Origin of the sequence: Vibrio plantisponsor (assembly GCF_013041605.1) — a bacterium.
GTDB classification, from domain to species: Bacteria; Pseudomonadota; Gammaproteobacteria; order Enterobacterales; family Vibrionaceae; genus Vibrio; species Vibrio plantisponsor.
On sequence record NZ_JABEQC010000002.1, the window covers coordinates 186,704 to 204,192 of the forward strand.

General features: G+C 45.1%; 17 protein-coding genes and 1 other RNA gene. 14 read left to right on the plus strand and 4 right to left on the minus strand.

The genetic code is table 11. The features are described 5' to 3' along the window. Positions 1-220: 220 nt before the first annotated feature. From petA to sspB, 5 genes are all read left to right on the plus strand, one after another. A complete protein-coding gene (gene petA / locus HKI82_RS04265; protein WP_102940485.1) occupies positions 221-814 on the plus strand; it encodes a ubiquinol-cytochrome c reductase iron-sulfur subunit in 594 nt (197 codons plus the stop codon). Continuing rightward, entirely contained in the window at positions 814-2,079 is a 1,266-nt protein-coding gene (locus tag HKI82_RS04270) for a cytochrome b (protein ID WP_042480494.1), read from the plus strand. Before petA ends, HKI82_RS04270 begins: the two co-directional genes overlap by 1 nt. Beyond that, positions 2,076-2,813, plus strand: coding sequence for a cytochrome c1 (locus tag HKI82_RS04275; RefSeq protein ID WP_102940484.1), 738 nt, complete (start codon positions 2,076-2,078; stop codon positions 2,811-2,813). The genes HKI82_RS04270 and HKI82_RS04275 overlap by 4 nt, the downstream gene beginning before the upstream one ends. 99 nt (positions 2,814-2,912) lie before the next feature. Then, entirely contained in the window at positions 2,913-3,548 is a 636-nt protein-coding gene (sspA, locus tag HKI82_RS04280; RefSeq protein WP_102940483.1) for a stringent starvation protein SspA, read from the plus strand. A 12-nt stretch (positions 3,549-3,560) separates the two neighbouring features. Then, the gene (gene sspB / locus HKI82_RS04285) at positions 3,561-4,031 is read left to right on the plus strand and encodes a ClpXP protease specificity-enhancing factor (RefSeq protein ID WP_171137301.1); all 471 of its coding nucleotides are present in this window, start codon (positions 3,561-3,563) and stop codon (positions 4,029-4,031) included. A gap of 70 nt (positions 4,032-4,101) precedes the next feature. Here the strand turns inward: sspB and HKI82_RS04290 are convergent, their stop codons facing one another. The 4 genes from HKI82_RS04290 to HKI82_RS04305 are packed head-to-tail and all read right to left on the minus strand — an operon-like array spanning position 4,102 to position 7,448. Next, on the minus strand, positions 4,102-4,674 hold the full coding sequence (locus HKI82_RS04290) for a BON domain-containing protein (protein ID WP_171137302.1): 573 nt from the start codon (positions 4,672-4,674) through the stop codon (positions 4,102-4,104). A 16-nt stretch (positions 4,675-4,690) separates the two neighbouring features. Continuing rightward, positions 4,691-5,281, minus strand: coding sequence for a phosphoheptose isomerase (locus HKI82_RS04295; RefSeq protein ID WP_102940480.1), 591 nt, complete (start codon positions 5,279-5,281; stop codon positions 4,691-4,693). Between the two features lie 3 nt (positions 5,282-5,284). Next, the gene (locus HKI82_RS04300; RefSeq protein ID WP_171137303.1) at positions 5,285-5,656 is read right to left on the minus strand and encodes a YraN family protein; all 372 of its coding nucleotides are present in this window, start codon (positions 5,654-5,656) and stop codon (positions 5,285-5,287) included. Beyond that, the gene (locus tag HKI82_RS04305) at positions 5,628-7,448 is read right to left on the minus strand and encodes a penicillin-binding protein activator (protein ID WP_171137387.1); all 1,821 of its coding nucleotides are present in this window, start codon (positions 7,446-7,448) and stop codon (positions 5,628-5,630) included. Before HKI82_RS04305 ends, HKI82_RS04300 begins: the two co-directional genes overlap by 29 nt. A 70-nt stretch (positions 7,449-7,518) precedes the next feature. Between HKI82_RS04305 and rsmI the strand changes: the two genes are divergently transcribed. The 9 genes from rsmI (at position 7,519) to murD (ending at position 17,464) form a co-directional block, all read left to right on the plus strand. After that, the gene (rsmI, locus tag HKI82_RS04310) at positions 7,519-8,382 is read left to right on the plus strand and encodes a 16S rRNA (cytidine(1402)-2'-O)-methyltransferase (protein WP_102940478.1); all 864 of its coding nucleotides are present in this window, start codon (positions 7,519-7,521) and stop codon (positions 8,380-8,382) included. A 91-nt stretch (positions 8,383-8,473) separates the two neighbouring features. After that, positions 8,474-8,903, plus strand: an RNA gene (gene rnpB / locus HKI82_RS04315) — RNase P RNA component class A. 186 nt (positions 8,904-9,089) lie between these two features. Beyond that, positions 9,090-10,040: a 16S rRNA (cytosine(1402)-N(4))-methyltransferase RsmH gene (gene rsmH / locus HKI82_RS04320; RefSeq protein ID WP_102940477.1), complete on the plus strand. Its 951-nt coding sequence runs from the start codon at positions 9,090-9,092 to the stop codon at positions 10,038-10,040. 7 nt (positions 10,041-10,047) lie between these two features. After that, positions 10,048-10,365 (plus strand): cell division protein FtsL, encoded by a 318-nt coding sequence (gene ftsL / locus HKI82_RS04325; protein WP_042480467.1) that lies wholly within the window; start codon positions 10,048-10,050, stop codon positions 10,363-10,365. A gap of 71 nt (positions 10,366-10,436) precedes the next feature. Beyond that, on the plus strand, positions 10,437-12,119 hold the full coding sequence (locus HKI82_RS04330) for a penicillin-binding transpeptidase domain-containing protein (RefSeq protein WP_390632421.1): 1,683 nt from the start codon (positions 10,437-10,439) through the stop codon (positions 12,117-12,119). 20 nt (positions 12,120-12,139) lie between these two features. Beyond that, the gene (gene murE / locus HKI82_RS04335) at positions 12,140-13,624 is read left to right on the plus strand and encodes a UDP-N-acetylmuramoyl-L-alanyl-D-glutamate--2,6-diaminopimelate ligase (RefSeq protein ID WP_171137305.1); all 1,485 of its coding nucleotides are present in this window, start codon (positions 12,140-12,142) and stop codon (positions 13,622-13,624) included. Beyond that, on the plus strand, positions 13,621-14,982 hold the full coding sequence (locus tag HKI82_RS04340; protein WP_171137306.1) for a UDP-N-acetylmuramoyl-tripeptide--D-alanyl-D-alanine ligase: 1,362 nt from the start codon (positions 13,621-13,623) through the stop codon (positions 14,980-14,982). The genes murE and HKI82_RS04340 overlap by 4 nt, the downstream gene beginning before the upstream one ends. Continuing rightward, positions 14,979-16,061, plus strand: coding sequence for a phospho-N-acetylmuramoyl-pentapeptide-transferase (mraY, locus tag HKI82_RS04345; protein ID WP_171137307.1), 1,083 nt, complete (start codon positions 14,979-14,981; stop codon positions 16,059-16,061). Before HKI82_RS04340 ends, mraY begins: the two co-directional genes overlap by 4 nt. Before the next feature lie 74 nt (positions 16,062-16,135). After that, positions 16,136-17,464, plus strand: a complete 1,329-nt coding sequence (murD, locus tag HKI82_RS04350) for a UDP-N-acetylmuramoyl-L-alanine--D-glutamate ligase (RefSeq protein WP_171137308.1) — start codon at positions 16,136-16,138, stop codon at positions 17,462-17,464. Positions 17,465-17,489 lie beyond the last annotated feature (25 nt).

A 17,489-nucleotide genomic window follows, 5' to 3' on the forward strand; every position in this document is an offset into this window, starting at 1 on the left:
TCAATAATCACTTCCGAAACTTTTACAGCCTTACTCCCTTTTGTGACGCAACTTAGGGTTTGCTTCACGAATGTTACAAAAAGGTAGCTTTATCTTGTCAAAAAGTAGGGTTTTATTTATCATTTGCCGTCAAATAAATACAACTAAATTAGTATTTTGTTAGCCATGCTCTTAAGCGGAATAACAGCAATCCACAAGGAGCAAATGGGAGAATGTCTGGATGAGCAATGCGCCTTTGAACAACAGTCGCAGACGTTTCTTAACTGCGACAACTGCGGTTGTCGGTGGGTTAGGAGCGGCGGCAGTTGCTGTACCTTTTATAAAATCTTGGAACCCAAGTGCGAAAGCAAAAGCGGCCGGCGCCCCTGTCGAGGTTGATGTAAGCAAACTCGAGGAAGGGCAAATGGTTCGTGTTGAGTGGCGAGGTAAACCTGTATGGGTTGTTCGTCGTTCGCAAACAATTGTTGATGCTCTTAAAGAGCACGATAATCAATTACGTGATCCGAACTCTGGTGAAGAGCAACAGCCGGATTACGCTCAAAACACTTATCGCTCAATTAAGCCTGAATATTTCATCGCTGTGGGTATCTGTACGCACTTAGGTTGTTCACCAAGCTATTTGCCTGATTCTTTCAGTGAACAAGTCCAAGGCGTTAAGTCAGGTTTCTTCTGTCCTTGTCACGGTTCGAAGTTTGACATGGCTGGACGAGTGTTCCAGGGCGTTCCTGCACCACTGAACCTGGTCATTCCGAAGCATATGTATTTAAGCGATACAAGAATTGTCATCGGTCTCGATGAAACAGGGGAGGCATAATGCAAGCTCTACTTGATTGGGTAGAAAAACGTCTACCCGCGATGAACGCGTATAAAAAGCACCTTTCTGAATATCCAATGCCAAAGAACTTCAACTTTTGGTACCTTTTTGGTTCCTTGGCGATGCTGGTGCTTGTAAACCAGATCCTAACGGGCATTTGGTTGACGATGAACTACGTTCCTTCTGGTGAAGGTGCCTTTGCTTCTGTTGAATACATCATGCGTGATGTGGAGTTCGGTTGGTTGCTACGTTATATGCACTCAACGGGCGCTTCTGCATTCTTCGTGGTTGTGTATCTGCATATGTTCCGTGGCCTCATTTACGGTTCATACCAAAAGCCTCGTGAACTTCTTTGGTTGTTCGGCATGCTAATTTTCTTAGTGCTGATGGCTGAAGCATTTATGGGTTACTTGCTACCTTGGGGACAAATGTCTTACTGGGGTGCACAGGTAATCATTTCTCTGTTTGGTGCGATTCCTGTCATCGGTGATGACTTAACGCTATGGATTCGTGGTGACTACGTAATCTCTGGTGCAACGTTGAACCGTTTCTTCGCACTGCACGTAATCGCTTTACCAATCGTGTTACTGCTGTTGATTGTTCTGCACATTCTTGCTCTGCATGAAGTGGGCTCAAACAACCCTGATGGTATCGAAACTAAATTGCCAAAAGGCTCTATGGGTGACGATTACCAATCACAGTTCAAGTTCCACGATTACTACTCGAAGAAATACGACATCATTGATTCTATTCCTTTCCATCCTTATGGAACGGTAAAAGATATGGTTGGTGTTGCTGGCTTCTTGTTCTTGTTTAGCTATGTGTTGTTCTTCAACCCAGAGATGGGTGGATACTTCCTTGAGCCGCCTAACTTTGAAGCAGCAAACCCACTGAAAACACCAGCGCACATCGCGCCAGTTTGGTACTTCACTCCGTTCTATGCGATTTTGCGTGCGGTTCCAGATAAGCTGATTGGTGTTGTTGCGATGGGTGCATCGATTGTCGTGCTATTCCTATTGCCTTGGTTGGATCGTTGTAAAGTTCGTTCTTACCGCTACCGCAGTAAGTTGCATTTAATCAACATTATTCAATTCACCATTTGTTTCATTGCTTTAGGTATCCTTGGTGCTCTACCAGCTACGCCAACTTATACCTTACTAGCTCGAATCTTTAGTTTAGGTTACTTCATGTTCTTCGTATTGCTGTTCTTCTACAGCAAAAATGAAGCAACCAAGCCACTACCAAAGAGGGTGACATTCAAATGAAGAAATGGATTGTAATTTTGTTTGCATTGTTGCCTTCATTGGTGATGGCAGCAGGTGGAAATGTACATTTAGATAAAGCAGAAAATGATTTAACTGATCAAGCATCTTTGCAACGTGGTGCTAAGTTATTCATGAACTACTGTTTTGGATGTCACTCTACGCAATACCAACGTTATGAACGTGTTGCGACGGATTTGGGCATTCCAGCAGATTTAATGAAAGAGAATCTTATTTTCAATCCAACCACTAAGATTGGTGAGTTGATGGAAAATGCGATTCCTGACAAATCAGCAGCAAAATGGTTTGGTGCTCCACCGCCAGATTTGACTCTAGTCGCACGAGTTCGTGGCGCTGATTGGTTATATACCTACTTGCGTTCATTCTATGCGGACCCAAGCCGTCCATTTGGCGTAAACAACATCGTTTTCCCAAGCGTTGGTATGCCACATGTGCTTGAAGAGCTGCAAGGTACTCCGGAACCGATCTTCGATACTCATGTAGTCGATGGTGAAGAAGTTAAGGTTGTGGTTGGTACTAAGTCTCAAGGCAACGGTGAGTTAAGTGCTGGGGAGTATGACCAAGCTGTATTGGATTTGGTTAACTTCCTAGAGTACTCGGGCGAACCTGTTAAATTGGAACGCCAAGCTATGGGTTGGTGGGTATTTGCATTCTTAGTTGTGTTCACTATCGTTGTAGTGGCACTTAAGAAAGAATATTGGCGTGATGTGCACTAATTGTGCTATTATACCGCGCTAAATCCTAGTATTTAATTCTGCAATGGGGGCTTAGCCTCCATTGTTTTTTGTATCTGTGTAAGTGTGCTGGAGGGCTCCATGGCTGTAGCTGCCAATAAACGTTCTGTGATGACTCTATTTTCAAGTGCATCTGATATGTATAGCCATCAGGTTCGTATTGTGCTGGCTGAAAAAGGTGTCAGTGTTGAGGTTGAGTTGGTTGATGAAGATAACTTACCAGCTGATCTAGTTGAGCTTAACCCATACAAAACGGTACCTACTTTAGTCGATCGTGAGCTTGCGCTTTATGATTCAAAAATCATCATGGAATACCTTGATGAACGTTTTCCGCATCCACCACTAATGCCTGTATATCCGGTAGCTCGTGGTAATAGCCGTTTGATGATCTATCGTATCGAGAGAAACTGGTATTCACTTGCTGAGAAAGTAGTAAACGGTAAAGCTGAAGAAGCAGAATCTGCACGTAACAAACTACGTAACGACTTACTAACTCTAGCACCAGTATTCGCTGAATATGAATACTTCATGAGCGAAGAGTTCAGTCTAATCGATTGTTACTTAGCACCACTATTATGGCGTCTACCAGTTCTAGGTATTGAGCTAGTTGGCCCAGGTTCGAAAGAACTTAAAGTTTATATGAACCGTGTGTTTGAGCGCGATTCATTCCTAGCTTCTCTAACTGAAGCAGAACGCGAGATGCGTCTTGCTCGTTAATGGTTGTATTTGATGGATATTGATCAAATGACACCTCGCCGACCATATATGCTGAGAGCATTTTATGATTGGTTGCTAGAAAACGATTTAACTCCTCATCTTGTTGTAGACGCGACAATGCGTGGCGTTCGAGTTCCGATGGAATACGTACAAGATGGGCAAATCATCCTCAATGTGGCACCTCGTGCTGTCGGCAACTTAGAGCTGGGTAACGATGAAGTTACGTTTAATGCTCGTTTTGGCGGCCGACCACAAGTTGTTGTTGTTCCGTTGTATGCCGTACAAGCAATATATGCTCGTGAAAACGGTGCCGGAACCATGTTTGATCCAGAGCCTGCTTACGAGCAAGAACTTGATTCAGATATGATTGTGGAAGATGTGACAGACGAAAACATCGAAGTTGAAACTTCTGTTGAAGATGGTCCGTCAGATGATGAGCCACCTCGTCCAAAAGGCAAACCAAGTTTGCGAGTTGTGAAGTAACAGTTCGTGAAGTAATACTAAAAAAGCAGCTCAATGAGCTGCTTTTTCTTTTTGAACTTTTTATTCAGTTTTATTCATTGCCATACTCGAAGGCTCTGATGACCTGTTTCACGCCAGAGATGTTACGGGCAATTTCTGTTGCTTTATCAGCATTCTCACGAGACACGTAGCCAAACAGATACACTTCTCTCGCTTCTGTAATCACTTTAATCTTGGTGCCGTTGAGGTCTGAATCCGCTATCAGAGCAGATTTTACTTTGGTTGTGATCCAACTGTCGTTACTTATCGCACTCACAGATAAAGGCTCGGCAATTTTGACCTGATTATGCAGCTCTTTAACGCCTTTGACTTTCTGTGCTTGGGTAATAAATTGGTCTAGCAGCTCGGCGTTTCTCGCTTGGCCGAGAAGAACGACGGTTCCTTGATATGAACTAGCGACAAAGCGAGCCGCGCCTCTGTAAGGGGGTTTGTTACCAAGACCTGCTACTTCAAACTCAATTTGGTTATCGTTCCAAATCTGCTGTGTCGTTCGAGGATCTGTGACCAAATTCGCGGTTGTAGCAGCGCCTGCGATAAATAACCCGGCACACCCTGACAAACTCATTGTGGCACTTAACATTAAAGCAAGGCGGAGAGACTTCATAACAAACCTTCTACTGTTATTCTTCGTGGGATGGGAATAGCACTTGATCAACCAAATCACACAAGCAATGCAGAGTCAGCATATGGACTTCGTGAATGCGTGCAGTGCGATGAGATGGGATACGAATTTCCACATCATTCTCACCCAGTAAACCAGCCATTTCACCACCATCTTTGCCAGTCAGAGCAATGATTGTCATATCACGAGTTACCGCTGCTTCCATCGCTTTGATGATGTTTTTACTGTTACCACTGGTTGAAATCGCAAGTAAGATATCGCCCGGTTGACCGAATGCGCGAACCTGTTTAGAGAACACTTCTTGATAGTGGTAGTCATTAGCTACTGCTGTAAGAGTGGTGATATCTGCCGTTAAGGCCATGGCTGGTAAACTAGGACGCTCAGTTTCAAAACGGTTAAGTAAACATGAGACAAACTGCTGAGCGTTAGAAGATGAACCGCCATTACCACAACAGAGAATTTTGCTTCCGTTAAGTAGGCTAGCAACCATCGCCTGTGAGGCATGTAAAATAGCATCTGGCAGAGCTTCTGCTGCTGCGATTTGAATTTGAATACTTTCAGTGAAACTGTCTTTAATGCTTTCTAGCATTGATTATCCTTCGGTAATTGCGTTTTTTATCCACTCGATATGGCTACCATTGCTATGAATAGCGACCACATCAAATCTAAAATCTGTAGCATCAGCGTTTAAGCCTTGCTTGAGCATCCACCAATTGGCCGCTTTGATCAAGCGGTGCTGTTTTTGTCGGGTCACACTTTCTGCTGCGTGACCATAATTCTGACTGTTGCGATACTTAACTTCGACAAAAACGATGGTACTGCTTTCTTTCATTATCAGGTCTAACTCACCACCTCGAGCAAGGAAGTTTTTACCAATTAGAGATAGACCTTGGCGGCGTAGATATTCCGCCGCCATCTGTTCAAACTGTTGGCCTTTACTGCGCTTGCTCAGAAGTAGCGCCATGCTCTGCCCAACTGATTTCGCGTTGTACTACACATTGGTCATCAATGCTGAGTACACCTGTTTGACCATCAATGGTATATCCTTCGACGGTTTTCATCTGTGGAAGTTCAACCATTAAACGATAAGCATCCATACCCAGCGCCTGTAATCGGCGTTCTGCGTTTGAATCTTTAGGCCACAAACGCTCCATCTGTTCAGCAATTTCTGCTTTAGGATGGATAAGAAGAGGAATATCACTGTAGCTGACGCCTGTCAGGTCTTCATACTGACGACCACCGCCGTTACTTTTAGAATTTGAGTAAAGTTTTGGTGGGCGAGTGTCCGGGTTAATCGCTACTTCAATAAATGGCTTAATCAGAGTGAGTTCATCACTGCTTGCAACAATGTATACCGCATCGATATCGCGACGGCTACGAGGCTGACTCTCAAGCTTAATGTTGAGTAAGCCTTCCATCTGAGCAATGTTTTGCTGGCTATCTTGCAAACCAAATACATTGTTAATATTGCGTTGAAGCTGGCGTTTGTCACCAAACAGGTTCACAGCCACCTTGTTATTGCTGTATTTACGCCATTCGTCATTGAAAGCTTCAACAACGCGTTCACCATAGCTGCTTTGAGGCGCAAGAATCAAAGGATATTGTACGCCTTCAGCTGCGAGGTGCTTAGCCGCTTGTGCTACTTCCTGCTCAGGAGACAGTGCGAGGTAACAAATGTCAGTGCCTTCGATCAACTCATCTGGAATGTTCAAAGCCAGGCTTGGGATCGTGCGTTCTTCAGTTCTGTGTTGCTGCTGCATCTGCGCGATATTTTCTTTAAGCAGAGGACCAACGATGAAATCAATCTGTTTCTCTTGGATTTTGGCTTTAATTGCATCTAAAGATTCAGTATTGGTATCGATGATGGTAAGTGTTGCGTTATCTTCACGCTTTTCGTCATTCATCATAGCCATGATGAAACCGTCACGAATTAACTGAGCCTGTTTATCAAATTTCCCTGTTAGTGGCAGCAGTAACGCCGTATTTACAGGTTGGATAATGGTAAGACTTAAGATGTCGGTAATCGATTTAGGCGTATATGTTGCCGCAGGATGATCGGCATTTTCTGCCAGCCATTTCTCAAGAGTGTTTTTCAACTGTGGAACATCATTGCCGAATGTCTTCACGTAGACAGCCAGTTGTAACCAACCATCTAAAATTTCTTCTTCTGGTTTCGTCGTCAGTTGAGTGATGGCTTGAGCTGAATAACGTTGCAAATTAGCCCAGATTTGATCTGAAATAGCTTCTTCTTGATCGCTTGGGATTAAACCATACAAAGCTGAAAGTTCGCGGCTAGTTTCAAAAGGACGGTCAAGCGCGGTGAAAATGTCTGCTCTCATTTGATGGTATTGAACCCATTGAGAATCCGCTAACGTCCATTGCGCGTTAAAGTTAAGCTGATTTAGGGCTTGGCTGTACTGTTCAGCATTCATAGAAAGCTGAGCTTTGCCCATTTGCCATTCGGCTTGTTGAACTTCACTAAGATTCTGCTTTGACAGTCGATAAATGAGTAACTGAGCTTGCTCAGTGTTGTTACTCTCGATAGCCGTTTTCATGGCCATAATTAACCAGTCATTCTGCAAACTACCCTGACTGCTGTCTGCTTTCATAAGATAATTTTGTGTCGGCTGGTTCGCTTCAGCTGTGATATCAACGTATTGAGGTGCTGAAGGTTTAGACGAACAAGCTGCTAACGTGATTGCTAATGCAACTGGAGCGAGTAAGCGTGGTACACTGATTCTCTGATGGTTATTTATAGCCATGAGTTCTTTTCATTATCCCGAGTGAAATTGTCTCTATATTAATCGTTGAAGTGATGGTAAACAAATGACAGATAACAAAACCTTGCCGGCAGAGGTCCCAACTTTATACATTGTTCCTACTCCGATAGGCAATTTAGGGGATATTACCCAGCGCGCCTTAGACGTGCTCTCAAGTGTTGATGTTATCGCAGCAGAAGATACTCGCCATACAGGCAAATTACTTTCTCACTTTAATATCCAAACCAAAACCTTCGCTTTGCATGATCACAACGAACAACAAAAAGCTCAAGTATTAGTTGAAAAATTGTTAGCTGGAGAATCAATTGCGTTGGTTTCAGATGCTGGAACACCACTTATCAGTGACCCAGGATACCACTTGGTGACCCAATGTCGTCAGGCGGGAGTTAAAGTTGTGCCACTTCCTGGTGCGTGTGCGGTAATCACAGCGTTAAGTGCCTCTGGTCTGCCGTCAGATCGTTTTAGTTTTGAAGGCTTCCTACCTGCAAAAAGCAAAGGTCGTAAAGACAAATTTATGGAAATTGCAAAGGTTGAACGCACGTGTATTTTCTATGAATCACCGCATCGTATTACGGAATCGCTGCAAGATATGTTGTCCGTTCTTGGTCCAGAGCGAGAAGTGGTATTGGCACGTGAGTTGACGAAAACTTATGAAACGATTCAAGGCATGCCGCTTGGCGAGTTGATTGAATGGATTGAAGAAGACGAAAACCGCAAACGCGGTGAAATGGTGCTGCTTATCCACGGACATAGAGAGCAAGCAGACGAAGCTCTCCCTGATGAAGCATTGCGTACTCTTGCTATTTTGACTAAAGAATTACCGCTAAAGAAAGCAGCGGCGCTTGCTGCTGAAATCTACAACTTGAAGAAAAATGCCCTTTATAAGTGGGGATTGGAAAATCTCGATTAATCGTCTGGATTTTAAGCACCTGAGTGTTAATTACCGTGCAAAAGGCATTCTTCCTAGACACTGAGTTGAGTTATCTATAGAATTCGCGCTCGGAGTTGACTGGGTAGTCGCTGCTTTGTTGATGTCCTTCGGGAGACTGGCGTTGAAGTCCTTTGGGAGACTGACGTTGACGTCCTTCGGGAGACTGACAAAGGGGAGGAAAGTCCGGGCTCCATAGAGCAGGGTGCCAGGTAACGCCTGGGGGGCGCAAGCCTACGACAAGTGCAGCAGAGAGAAGACCGCCGATGGCCCGTAAGGGATCAGGTAAGGGTGAAAGGGTGCGGTAAGAGCGCACCGTGCGACTGGCAACAGTTCGTAGCAAGGTAAACTCCACCCGGAGCAAGACCAAATAGGCCTCCACATTGCGTTGCTCGCGTAAGGAGGCGGGTAGGTTGCTTGAGCCAGTGAGTGATTGCTGGCCTAGACGAATGGCTACTGCCGCGCAAGCGGAACAGAACCCGGCTTATACGTCGACTCCACCTATTTCAGACCCATCATAACTACCTCGTTATGATGGGTTTTTTGCTTTATATTGACTTAGTCGATAGCAAAACCACTAAACTTAGTACAATGTCACGCCCTGTAAGCGCTTATGGGTAGCAGTAGTGTAAGAATTCGGTACACTACAGGATGATTATGTACGGGCTGGCCCGCAGAACGAGAAACTTATGACTGACACTTTCCAACATATTTCTGTCCTTCTTCATGAATCAATTGATGGCTTAGCGATCAAACCTGATGGTATCTATATTGATGGAACTTTTGGCCGTGGTGGCCACAGTCGTACCATTCTGTCCAAACTGGGTGAAAACGGTCGTCTATACAGCATTGACCGCGATCCACAAGCAATCGCAGAGGCACAGAAAATTGATGATCCTCGTTTCACTATCGTACATGGTCCATTCTCTGGTATCGCAGAGTACGCTGAGCGTTATGATTTGGTTGGAAAAGTTGACGGTGTGCTGTTTGACTTAGGCGTGTCGTCACCGCAACTTGATGATGCAGAACGAGGCTTCAGTTTTATGAAAGATGGCCCTCTGGATATGCGTATGGATCCAACTTCAGGCATCCCTGTTTCTCAGTGGCTGATGGAAGCTGACCTTGATGACATTACTTGGGTGATTCGTGAGTTTGGTGAAGACAAACACGCTCGCCGTATCGCTAAAGCCATTGTTGCTTATCGTGAAGAGGAAGAGAACGAGCCGCTGACGCGTACCAGTCAGTTAGCGAAGCTAATCTCTGATGCAGCACCAAAAAGTTTTAAAGAGAAAAAGCACCCAGCAACTCGCGCTTTCCAAGCATTTCGTATCTACATTAACAGCGAACTGGAAGAAATTGATACGGCATTAAAAGGTGCGGCATCAATACTCGCTCCTGAAGGCCGCCTATCGGTGATCAGCTTTCACTCCCTAGAAGATCGCATGGTGAAACGCTTTATTCGTAAAGAGAGTAAAGGTCCGGAAGTTCCTCATGGTATTCCCCTTACTCAAGACCAAATCAAAGCTTTGGGTAGCGCAAATTTAAAAGCGATAGGCAAAGCGATTATGCCTTCGAAAGAAGAAGTTGAAATGAATCCACGCTCACGCAGTTCGGTTCTGCGTATTGCTGAGAAACTTTGATCTGTTTATGCCTCAATCTAAAACTAACCTTGCCAAACTGATCGTCGTTGACCTGTTTACTGTGGGTCGAGTGCCGTTAGTGTTATTAATCTTGATCTTTGCGAGTGCAATGGGCGTGGTATTTACCACCCATCACACTCGCCAAGCTATTTCCGAAAAAGATCAGGCATTTATGGAAAGGGATAGGTTGGATAATGAATGGCGAAACTTGATTCTCGAAGAAACTGCCCTCGCTGAACACAGCCGAGTTCAAGAACTTGCTCAAAAAGATCTGGAAATGAAACGTCCGGATGCGGATAAGGAAGTTGTGGTTAACCTGAAATGAAAAAAAAGCCAGTTCAAGCAAAAGCTAAACCTAACAAATCCGCCACTAAACCTGCTCCATCTAAAGAAGCGATGCCAGCTCCAGTTTTCATCCGCTGGCGTTTCTATCTGCTTATTTTCTTTCTTCTGGCCGCTATGGCTGCGCTTATCGGGCGTGTCGCTTTTATCCAAGTTATCGAGCCTGACAACTTAATCCGCGAAGGGGATATGCGCTCTATTCGTGCAAAAGAGCTGCATTCGGCGCGCGGAATTATCTCAGACAGAAATGGTGAAGCGATCGCCGTTAGTGTTCCCGTGGAAGCAGTCTGGGCAGATCCGGTAGCCATTTTTAAAAATGGCGGGTTGCAGGAAAAAGATCGCTGGCATGCGCTTGCTGATGTGTTGGGGTTAGACCGCAATGCGCTGTTGAAAAAAATATCAGACAACAGGACGCGTCGTTTTATCTACCTTCAACGCCAAGTGAGCCCGGCGATGGCGAAATATATTCGCGAGTTAAAACTCAATGGTGTTGGTCTAAAAGCTGAATCTCGTCGCTATTATCCGGCTGGTGAAGTCAGTGCTCATCTTATCGGTGTAACAGGGATCGATGGTCATGGTTTGGAAGGTGCTGAGCGCAGTTACGATAAGTGGCTGACGGGTGAATCAGGTAAAAGCATTATTCGTAAAGACAGATATGGCCGCGTGGTGGAAAACATCTCACTAGAAGAGAGTGAGGAAGGTAAACCGCTACAACTGACGATTGACCAACGTCTGCAAGCAATTGCTTTCCGCGCGGTGAAACAGGCGATGGCCGACTATCGAGCAACGTCTGCTTCCGCTGTGATGTTAGATGTGAAAACAGGCGCTGTACTGGCGATGGTTAATGCGCCGTCTTACAATCCGAATAACCGTAATGACTGGCAAAGTTTCAAAATGCGTAACCGTGTGATTACGGATGCGTTTGAACCGGGTTCAACAGTGAAGCCTTTTGTGGTTCTTGCTGCTATGGCAAATGGCATTGCAGATAAAAACACCATTATCGATACTGGTGATGGCGTGTTGCAGATCGGTGGTAGCCGTGTACGCGATACCTCGAAAGTCGGCAAAGCTAATCTACAAATGATTTTGAAAAAGTCGAGTAACGTCGGCGTGACGAAACTTGCACTGCAAATGCCGCTTGAAGCGATGTTGGGTATGTATAACTCTGTTGGTCTGGGAGAAATGTCTGGGCTTAACCTAGTCGGTGAAACCGCGGGTATTTTCCCAAGCCGCAACCGCTGGTCTCAATTTGAAATTGCCACACTCGCTTTTGGTTACGGCTTGGCAATTACCCCAATTCAGTTAGCTCATGCTTATGCCACTTTAGGTAATCTCGGCGTTTATCAACCGATACATATTATTGAGAGTCACCAACAAGATCTGTCGCATCGCGTTGTAGAAGCTAAGTACGCCAAACAGGTACTGGAAATGTTGGAAACAGTGACTCAGCCGGGCGGTACAGCGGTTCAAGCTGCGGTTCCGGGGTATCGTATTGCAGCGAAATCAGGAACTTCCCGTAAAGCCATTGCTGGTGGCTATAGTGATGAATATTTTGCTTATACAGCAGGTGTTGCACCGGTCAGTGACCCGAGAATTTCGCTGGTGGTGATGGTGAATGAACCGCAAGGTGATTCTTACTACGGCGGTGCAGTTGCAGGTCCTGTTTTCTCAGAGATCATGAAAGGGGCATTGCAAATTCTGAACATTGTCCCTGACGAAAACAAATTTCAAGAATAACAATTAGTGTGAGAATCCGTATGAACACTAGTAAGGCTTTATCTGAACTTATCTCTCCTTGGCTTCAAGCAAATCCTGCTTGGGCCAATATCTCCGTTACGCGTTTAGATCTCGACAGCCGTAAAATTCAGGCTGGTGATACTTTTGTTGCCATCGTTGGCCATGCCGTTGATGGCAGGAAATTTATCGATACTGCCATAGAACGTGGCGCGAATGCCGTGTTAGCTCAAGCGTGTTCGCTCAACAATCACGGCCATGTTGAATGGAAATCGGACGTTCCAGTTATCTATATTGATCAGCTTGATCAGCATTTGTCGCAACTGGCTGGAAATCTATATGGATCTCACCAGAGTCGTTTAGTGGGCGTTACCGGAACCAACGGTAAAACCACCATCACTCAGCTCATCGCACAATGGATTGATTTATTGGGGCAAAAAGCGGCGGTGATGGGAACAACAGGTAATGGTTTCCTTGCTAATTTAGCTCCTACAGCAAACACCACTGGCAGTGCGATTGAGATTCAGGCTCAGTTGCATCAGCTTGCCGAGCAAGGTGCAGACTTCACCGCTTTAGAAGTTTCTTCCCATGGTTTGGTGCAAGGGCGAGTGAAAAAGCTCAATTTTGATGTCGGCGTATTTTCGAACCTAAGTCGTGATCATCTGGATTATCACGGCACCATGGAAGAGTATGCGAAAGCTAAATTCTCTCTCTTTACCGAACACCAATGTAAAAATGCGATTATCAATGTTGATGATGCAGTCGGCTTGGAGTGGAGCGCTAAGCTGCCTCACGCTGTTGGCATTTCTCTGAAATCAAAACCTAATACAGAGCGAGCGCTTTGGGCAACACAAGTCAATTATGCAGAAACGGGAATTACCCTTAATTTTGACGGTAGTTGGGGCGCTGGCGAACTGCACGTTCCTTTGATTGGTGAATTTAACGCGTCGAATGTCATGCAAGCTTTTGCGACGATGTTATCGCTGGGTTTTGCGAAAGAAGAGCTAATCAAAACCGCGCCACAATTAAAACCAGTGCTTGGCCGCATGGAACTGTTCCAAGTGCCGAATAAAGCAAAAGTTGTAGTGGATTATGCCCATACTCCTGACGCATTAGAGAAAGCGCTGCTGGCGCTTCGAGTGCATTGCAGCGGTAAGCTTTGGGCAATTGTTGGCTGTGGCGGTGACCGAGATAAGGGCAAACGCCCTATGATGGCTTCAATTGCTGAAAAGTTTGCCGATCGTGTCATCCTCACCGATGACAATCCGCGTAGCGAAGATCCGGCCGCAATTGTACAAGATATGCTGGCAGGCTTAGACAAACCGGATGAAGCTCAGATTGAGCACAGCCGTTATTTGGCAGCAAAATTTGCGGTTGATAATGCTGAAGCGGATGACATCATCCTGCTGGCCGGAAAAGGCCATGAAGATTATCAAGTAATGGCGAATGAAACCGTTCATTATTCAGACCGAGAGTCTGCTCAAACCTTATTGGGGTTAGCATTATGATTAAGACATCTTTATCCCAGTTAAGTGAAGTTTTAAGTGCGCGTTTAGTTGGCCAAGACTGCAATATCGAAGCGGTGACTACTGATACTCGTCAGGTGCCAGAGATGGCGCTATTTGTTGCTTTGGTCGGTGATCGTTTTGATGCGCACGACTTTGCCCAGCAAGCTTTGGATAATGGTGCTTGTGCGCTTTTGGTGGAAAGAGAGTTAGATATTGCTTTACCGCAGTTAATTGTTGCTAATAGCAAATTAGCATTGGGTAAGCTCGGTGCGTGGGTTCACCAAGTATGCGCTACTCCGACAATTGCGATTACTGGCAGTTGCGGTAAAACCACCGTTAAAGAGATGGTAGCGAGTATTTTATCTTCCAAAGGACAGGTGCTTTTCACTTCGGGTAACTTTAACAATGATATTGGTGTACCTCTGACTCTGCTTCGTTCGACTGAGCAAGATGATTATGCGGTCATCGAACTAGGTGCAAACCACATTGGTGAAATCGCTTATACCACCGAACTTGTTCAACCAGACGTTGCCTTAGTGAACAATGTGGCTGCTGCACACTTGGAAGGTTTTGGCTCTATTGATGGTGTGAAACGAGCCAAAGGTGAAATTTATCAAGGTTTAAAAGCAGCAAGTACAGCGATGGTCAATCTTGAAAGCAACGGTGGCGAACTGTGGCAATCTGTATTGGCAGACAAAACAGTGAAAACCTTTTCAGCCCTGAACGCGAGTGCAGATTTTCATGCGAAGAACGTTCAACTGGATTCAGCCGGTCAAGCTTCATTTGATATGGTGACACCAGTCGGTGAGGTCAATGTTTCTTTAAACATTGTTGGTCAGCACAACGTGTCGAATGCGTTAGCAGCATCGGCTCTGGCTATTGAAATGGGCGCGACGTTAAACGAAATTCAATTTGGTTTGTCTCATTTACCTAAGGTAAAGGGCAGAGTAGATGTGCAAAAGTTAACCGACAACATCACCTTAATTGATGACAGCTACAACGCAAGCGTTCCGGCGATGAAAGCTGCAGTTGACTTGTTGGCGAGTTTTTCTGACAGCCGTTGGTTAATTTTAGGCAATATGGCGGAGTTGGGTGATGAAAGTCTTGCACTTCACCAACAAGTCGGAGAACATGCTGCACCATTCAATTTTGAATTTGTCTTGACCTATGGCGCTGATGCGAAAGTTATTAGCGATGTTTGTCATGGTAAGCATTTTGAAAGTCATCAAGAGATGATCAGTTTCATCGAGCAGGTTCTAGAACAACAACAGAATCGTTCTCATGTGCTGTTAGTCAAAGGCGCTAATAGTGCAGGTATGAGTAAGATTGCTGCTGCTCTTAAGGAGAATTACTCATGATTATTTGGCTAGCGGAGTTACTCCAGCCATATTTTTCGTTTTTTCGTTTGTTCGAATACCTATCATTTCGAGCAATTGTGAGCATTTTGACGGCACTTGCACTGTCGTTATGGATGGGACCTCACTTAATTAAGCGCTTACAACTTCTGCAAATTGGTCAAGTCGTTCGTAATGACGGACCTGAATCTCACTTTAGTAAGCGTGGTACACCGACTATGGGCGGTGTGATGATCTTAGCGTCTATTTTTGCCACGGTTCTGCTTTGGGCGGATCTTTCCAACCCTTACGTATGGGCTGTATTAGCGGTTCTTGGTGGTTATGGCGCCGTCGGATTTGTTGATGACTATCGTAAAGTGGTGCGTAAGAACACCGATGGTTTGATCGCGCGCTGGAAATACTTCTGGCAATCAGCCATTGCTCTGCTTGTCGCTTTTGCCTTGTATGCACATGGTAAAGATACAGCTGCGACTCAACTGGTTGTGCCTTTCTTCAAAGACATCATGCCTCAGCTAGGTATGCTCTATATCGTTCTGACTTACTTTGTGATTGTTGGCACCAGTAACGCTGTTAACTTAACAGATGGCTTAGATGGATTGGCGATCATGCCGACCGTTCTTGTATCAGCGGGTTTCGGTGTGATTGCATGGGCGACAGGTAACGTTAACTTTGCAAGTTACCTTCATATTCCATACATCCCTTACACCTCAGAACTGGTGGTTGTGTGTACCGCCATTGTTGGTGCTGGCTTAGGTTTCTTATGGTTTAACACTTACCCAGCACAAGTGTTTATGGGCGATGTCGGTTCGTTGGCTCTTGGTGGCGCTTTAGGTACCATCGCGGTACTGGTTCGTCAAGAATTTGTGTTGGTTATCATGGGCGGTGTATTCGTTATGGAAACCATTTCCGTGATCCTACAGGTGGGTTCATACAAACTCCGTGGTCAACGTATTTTCCGTATGGCACCAATTCATCACCACTATGAACTGAAAGGTTGGCCAGAGCCGCGCGTAATCGTTCGTTTTTGGATCATCTCAATTGTGTTAGTTTTAATTGGCTTAGCAACACTTAAAGTACGTTAATAGCTAAAGTACGTTAGTTACCAGCTAAACAGAAATAATGATTGGGGAATATCCCCAAAGGATATGGATTTAAAATGGACCGTTGGCAAGGCATTCAGCATGTTGTGGTCGTAGGGCTCGGTATTACCGGGCTCTCTGTCGTTAATTATCTGCGAAAGTTTCATCCTCAAATTGAGGTGAAAGTGATTGATACTCGCGATAATCCGCCAAGCAAGGAGCAACTGCCGCAAGACGTTGCTCTGCATAGCGGTGGCTGGAATGTGGATTGGTTATTAGCTTCTGATTTGATTGTGGCAAATCCAGGTATTGCCTTGGCAACACCACAAATTCAACAAGCTATCGCCGCGAACATTCCTGTTGTCGGTGATATTGAGCTTTTCGCTTGGCACGTTGAAAAACCAGTGGTCGCGATTACAGGCTCAAACGGCAAAAGTACCGTTACTGACCTGATGGGTGTGCTAGGCAACGCGGCTGGAATTAAAACTTCGATTGGTGGCAATATCGGTGTTCCAGCGCTCGATTTGCTCTCTGAAGATTCTGACCTTTATGTTCTTGAACTGTCGAGTTTTCAACTTGAAACGACTTCCAGCCTAAAGCTTAAAGCGGCAGCATTTTTAAATCTTTCTGAAGATCATATGGATCGCTATGACGGTATGGAATCTTACCGCCAAGCAAAATTACGCATCTTTGAACATGCTGAAACCTTAGTTGTGAACGCCGATGATCGTCAAACCTATCCAGATTCAAACAGCGCCAATCTGGTGAGTTTTGGTTTGGATAATCCTGCGGATTTCTACACTAAAGAGAACCAAGGGCAAGAGTGGTTAATGGCTGTTGATGAAGCTGTATTACCATCGGTAGAGCTGAGCTTAGTCGGGCGTCACAATGTAGCCAATGTATTAACTGTTCTGGCGTTACTTAAAGCGGCGGGTATTGAGTACAGTGACTCACTGCTCAGTGCATTGAAGTCTTACACCGGATTGACGCATCGTTGTCAGGTGGTTGAAGACAAAAATGGTGTTAAGTGGGTAAATGACTCTAAAGCCACAAACGTAGCAAGTACGCTAGCGGCGCTGTCAGGTTTATCTCTGGAAGGGCGTTTGTATCTGTTGGTTGGCGGCCTCGGTAAAGGCGCAGATTTCTCCTCGCTTAAGCCAGTATTCGCAACTTTACCTCTGAAACTTTGTTGTTTTGGCGCAGATGGTGATCAGTTTATGCCTCTTCACCCATCGGCACGTCGATTTGAGACAATGGAACAGGTAGTTAAAACCATTCATTCTGAGCTAAAACAAGGCGATATGGTGTTACTGTCACCGGCTTGTGCCAGCATGGATCAGTTTAAAAACTTTATGGACCGAGGCGAGCAGTTTGCCGCTCTAGCTAAACAATTTGCAGACAAGTAACTTGCACCTAAGAGTCAAGTAATCG

Excerpts from the sequence above, each read along its gene's own strand:
- petA (WP_102940485.1), top strand. The coding sequence starts at position 221 with ATGAGCAATGCGCCTTTGAACAACAGTCGCAGACGTTTCTTAACTGCG.
- HKI82_RS04270 (WP_042480494.1), top strand. The coding sequence starts at position 814 with ATGCAAGCTCTACTTGATTGGGTAGAAAAACGTCTACCCGCGATGAAC.
- HKI82_RS04275 (WP_102940484.1), top strand. The coding sequence starts at position 2,076 with ATGAAGAAATGGATTGTAATTTTGTTTGCATTGTTGCCTTCATTGGTG.
- sspA (WP_102940483.1), top strand. The coding sequence starts at position 2,913 with ATGGCTGTAGCTGCCAATAAACGTTCTGTGATGACTCTATTTTCAAGT.
- sspB (WP_171137301.1), top strand. The coding sequence starts at position 3,561 with ATGGATATTGATCAAATGACACCTCGCCGACCATATATGCTGAGAGCA.
- HKI82_RS04290 (WP_171137302.1), bottom strand. The coding sequence starts at position 4,674 with ATGAAGTCTCTCCGCCTTGCTTTAATGTTAAGTGCCACAATGAGTTTG.
- HKI82_RS04295 (WP_102940480.1), bottom strand. The coding sequence starts at position 5,281 with ATGCTAGAAAGCATTAAAGACAGTTTCACTGAAAGTATTCAAATTCAA.
- HKI82_RS04300 (WP_171137303.1), bottom strand. The coding sequence starts at position 5,656 with ATGGCGCTACTTCTGAGCAAGCGCAGTAAAGGCCAACAGTTTGAACAG.
- rsmI (WP_102940478.1), top strand. The coding sequence starts at position 7,519 with ATGACAGATAACAAAACCTTGCCGGCAGAGGTCCCAACTTTATACATT.
- rsmH (WP_102940477.1), top strand. The coding sequence starts at position 9,090 with ATGACTGACACTTTCCAACATATTTCTGTCCTTCTTCATGAATCAATT.
- ftsL (WP_042480467.1), top strand. The coding sequence starts at position 10,048 with ATGCCTCAATCTAAAACTAACCTTGCCAAACTGATCGTCGTTGACCTG.
- HKI82_RS04330 (WP_390632421.1), top strand. The coding sequence starts at position 10,437 with ATGCCAGCTCCAGTTTTCATCCGCTGGCGTTTCTATCTGCTTATTTTC.
- murE (WP_171137305.1), top strand. The coding sequence starts at position 12,140 with ATGAACACTAGTAAGGCTTTATCTGAACTTATCTCTCCTTGGCTTCAA.
- HKI82_RS04340 (WP_171137306.1), top strand. The coding sequence starts at position 13,621 with ATGATTAAGACATCTTTATCCCAGTTAAGTGAAGTTTTAAGTGCGCGT.
- mraY (WP_171137307.1), top strand. The coding sequence starts at position 14,979 with ATGATTATTTGGCTAGCGGAGTTACTCCAGCCATATTTTTCGTTTTTT.
- murD (WP_171137308.1), top strand. The coding sequence starts at position 16,136 with ATGGACCGTTGGCAAGGCATTCAGCATGTTGTGGTCGTAGGGCTCGGT.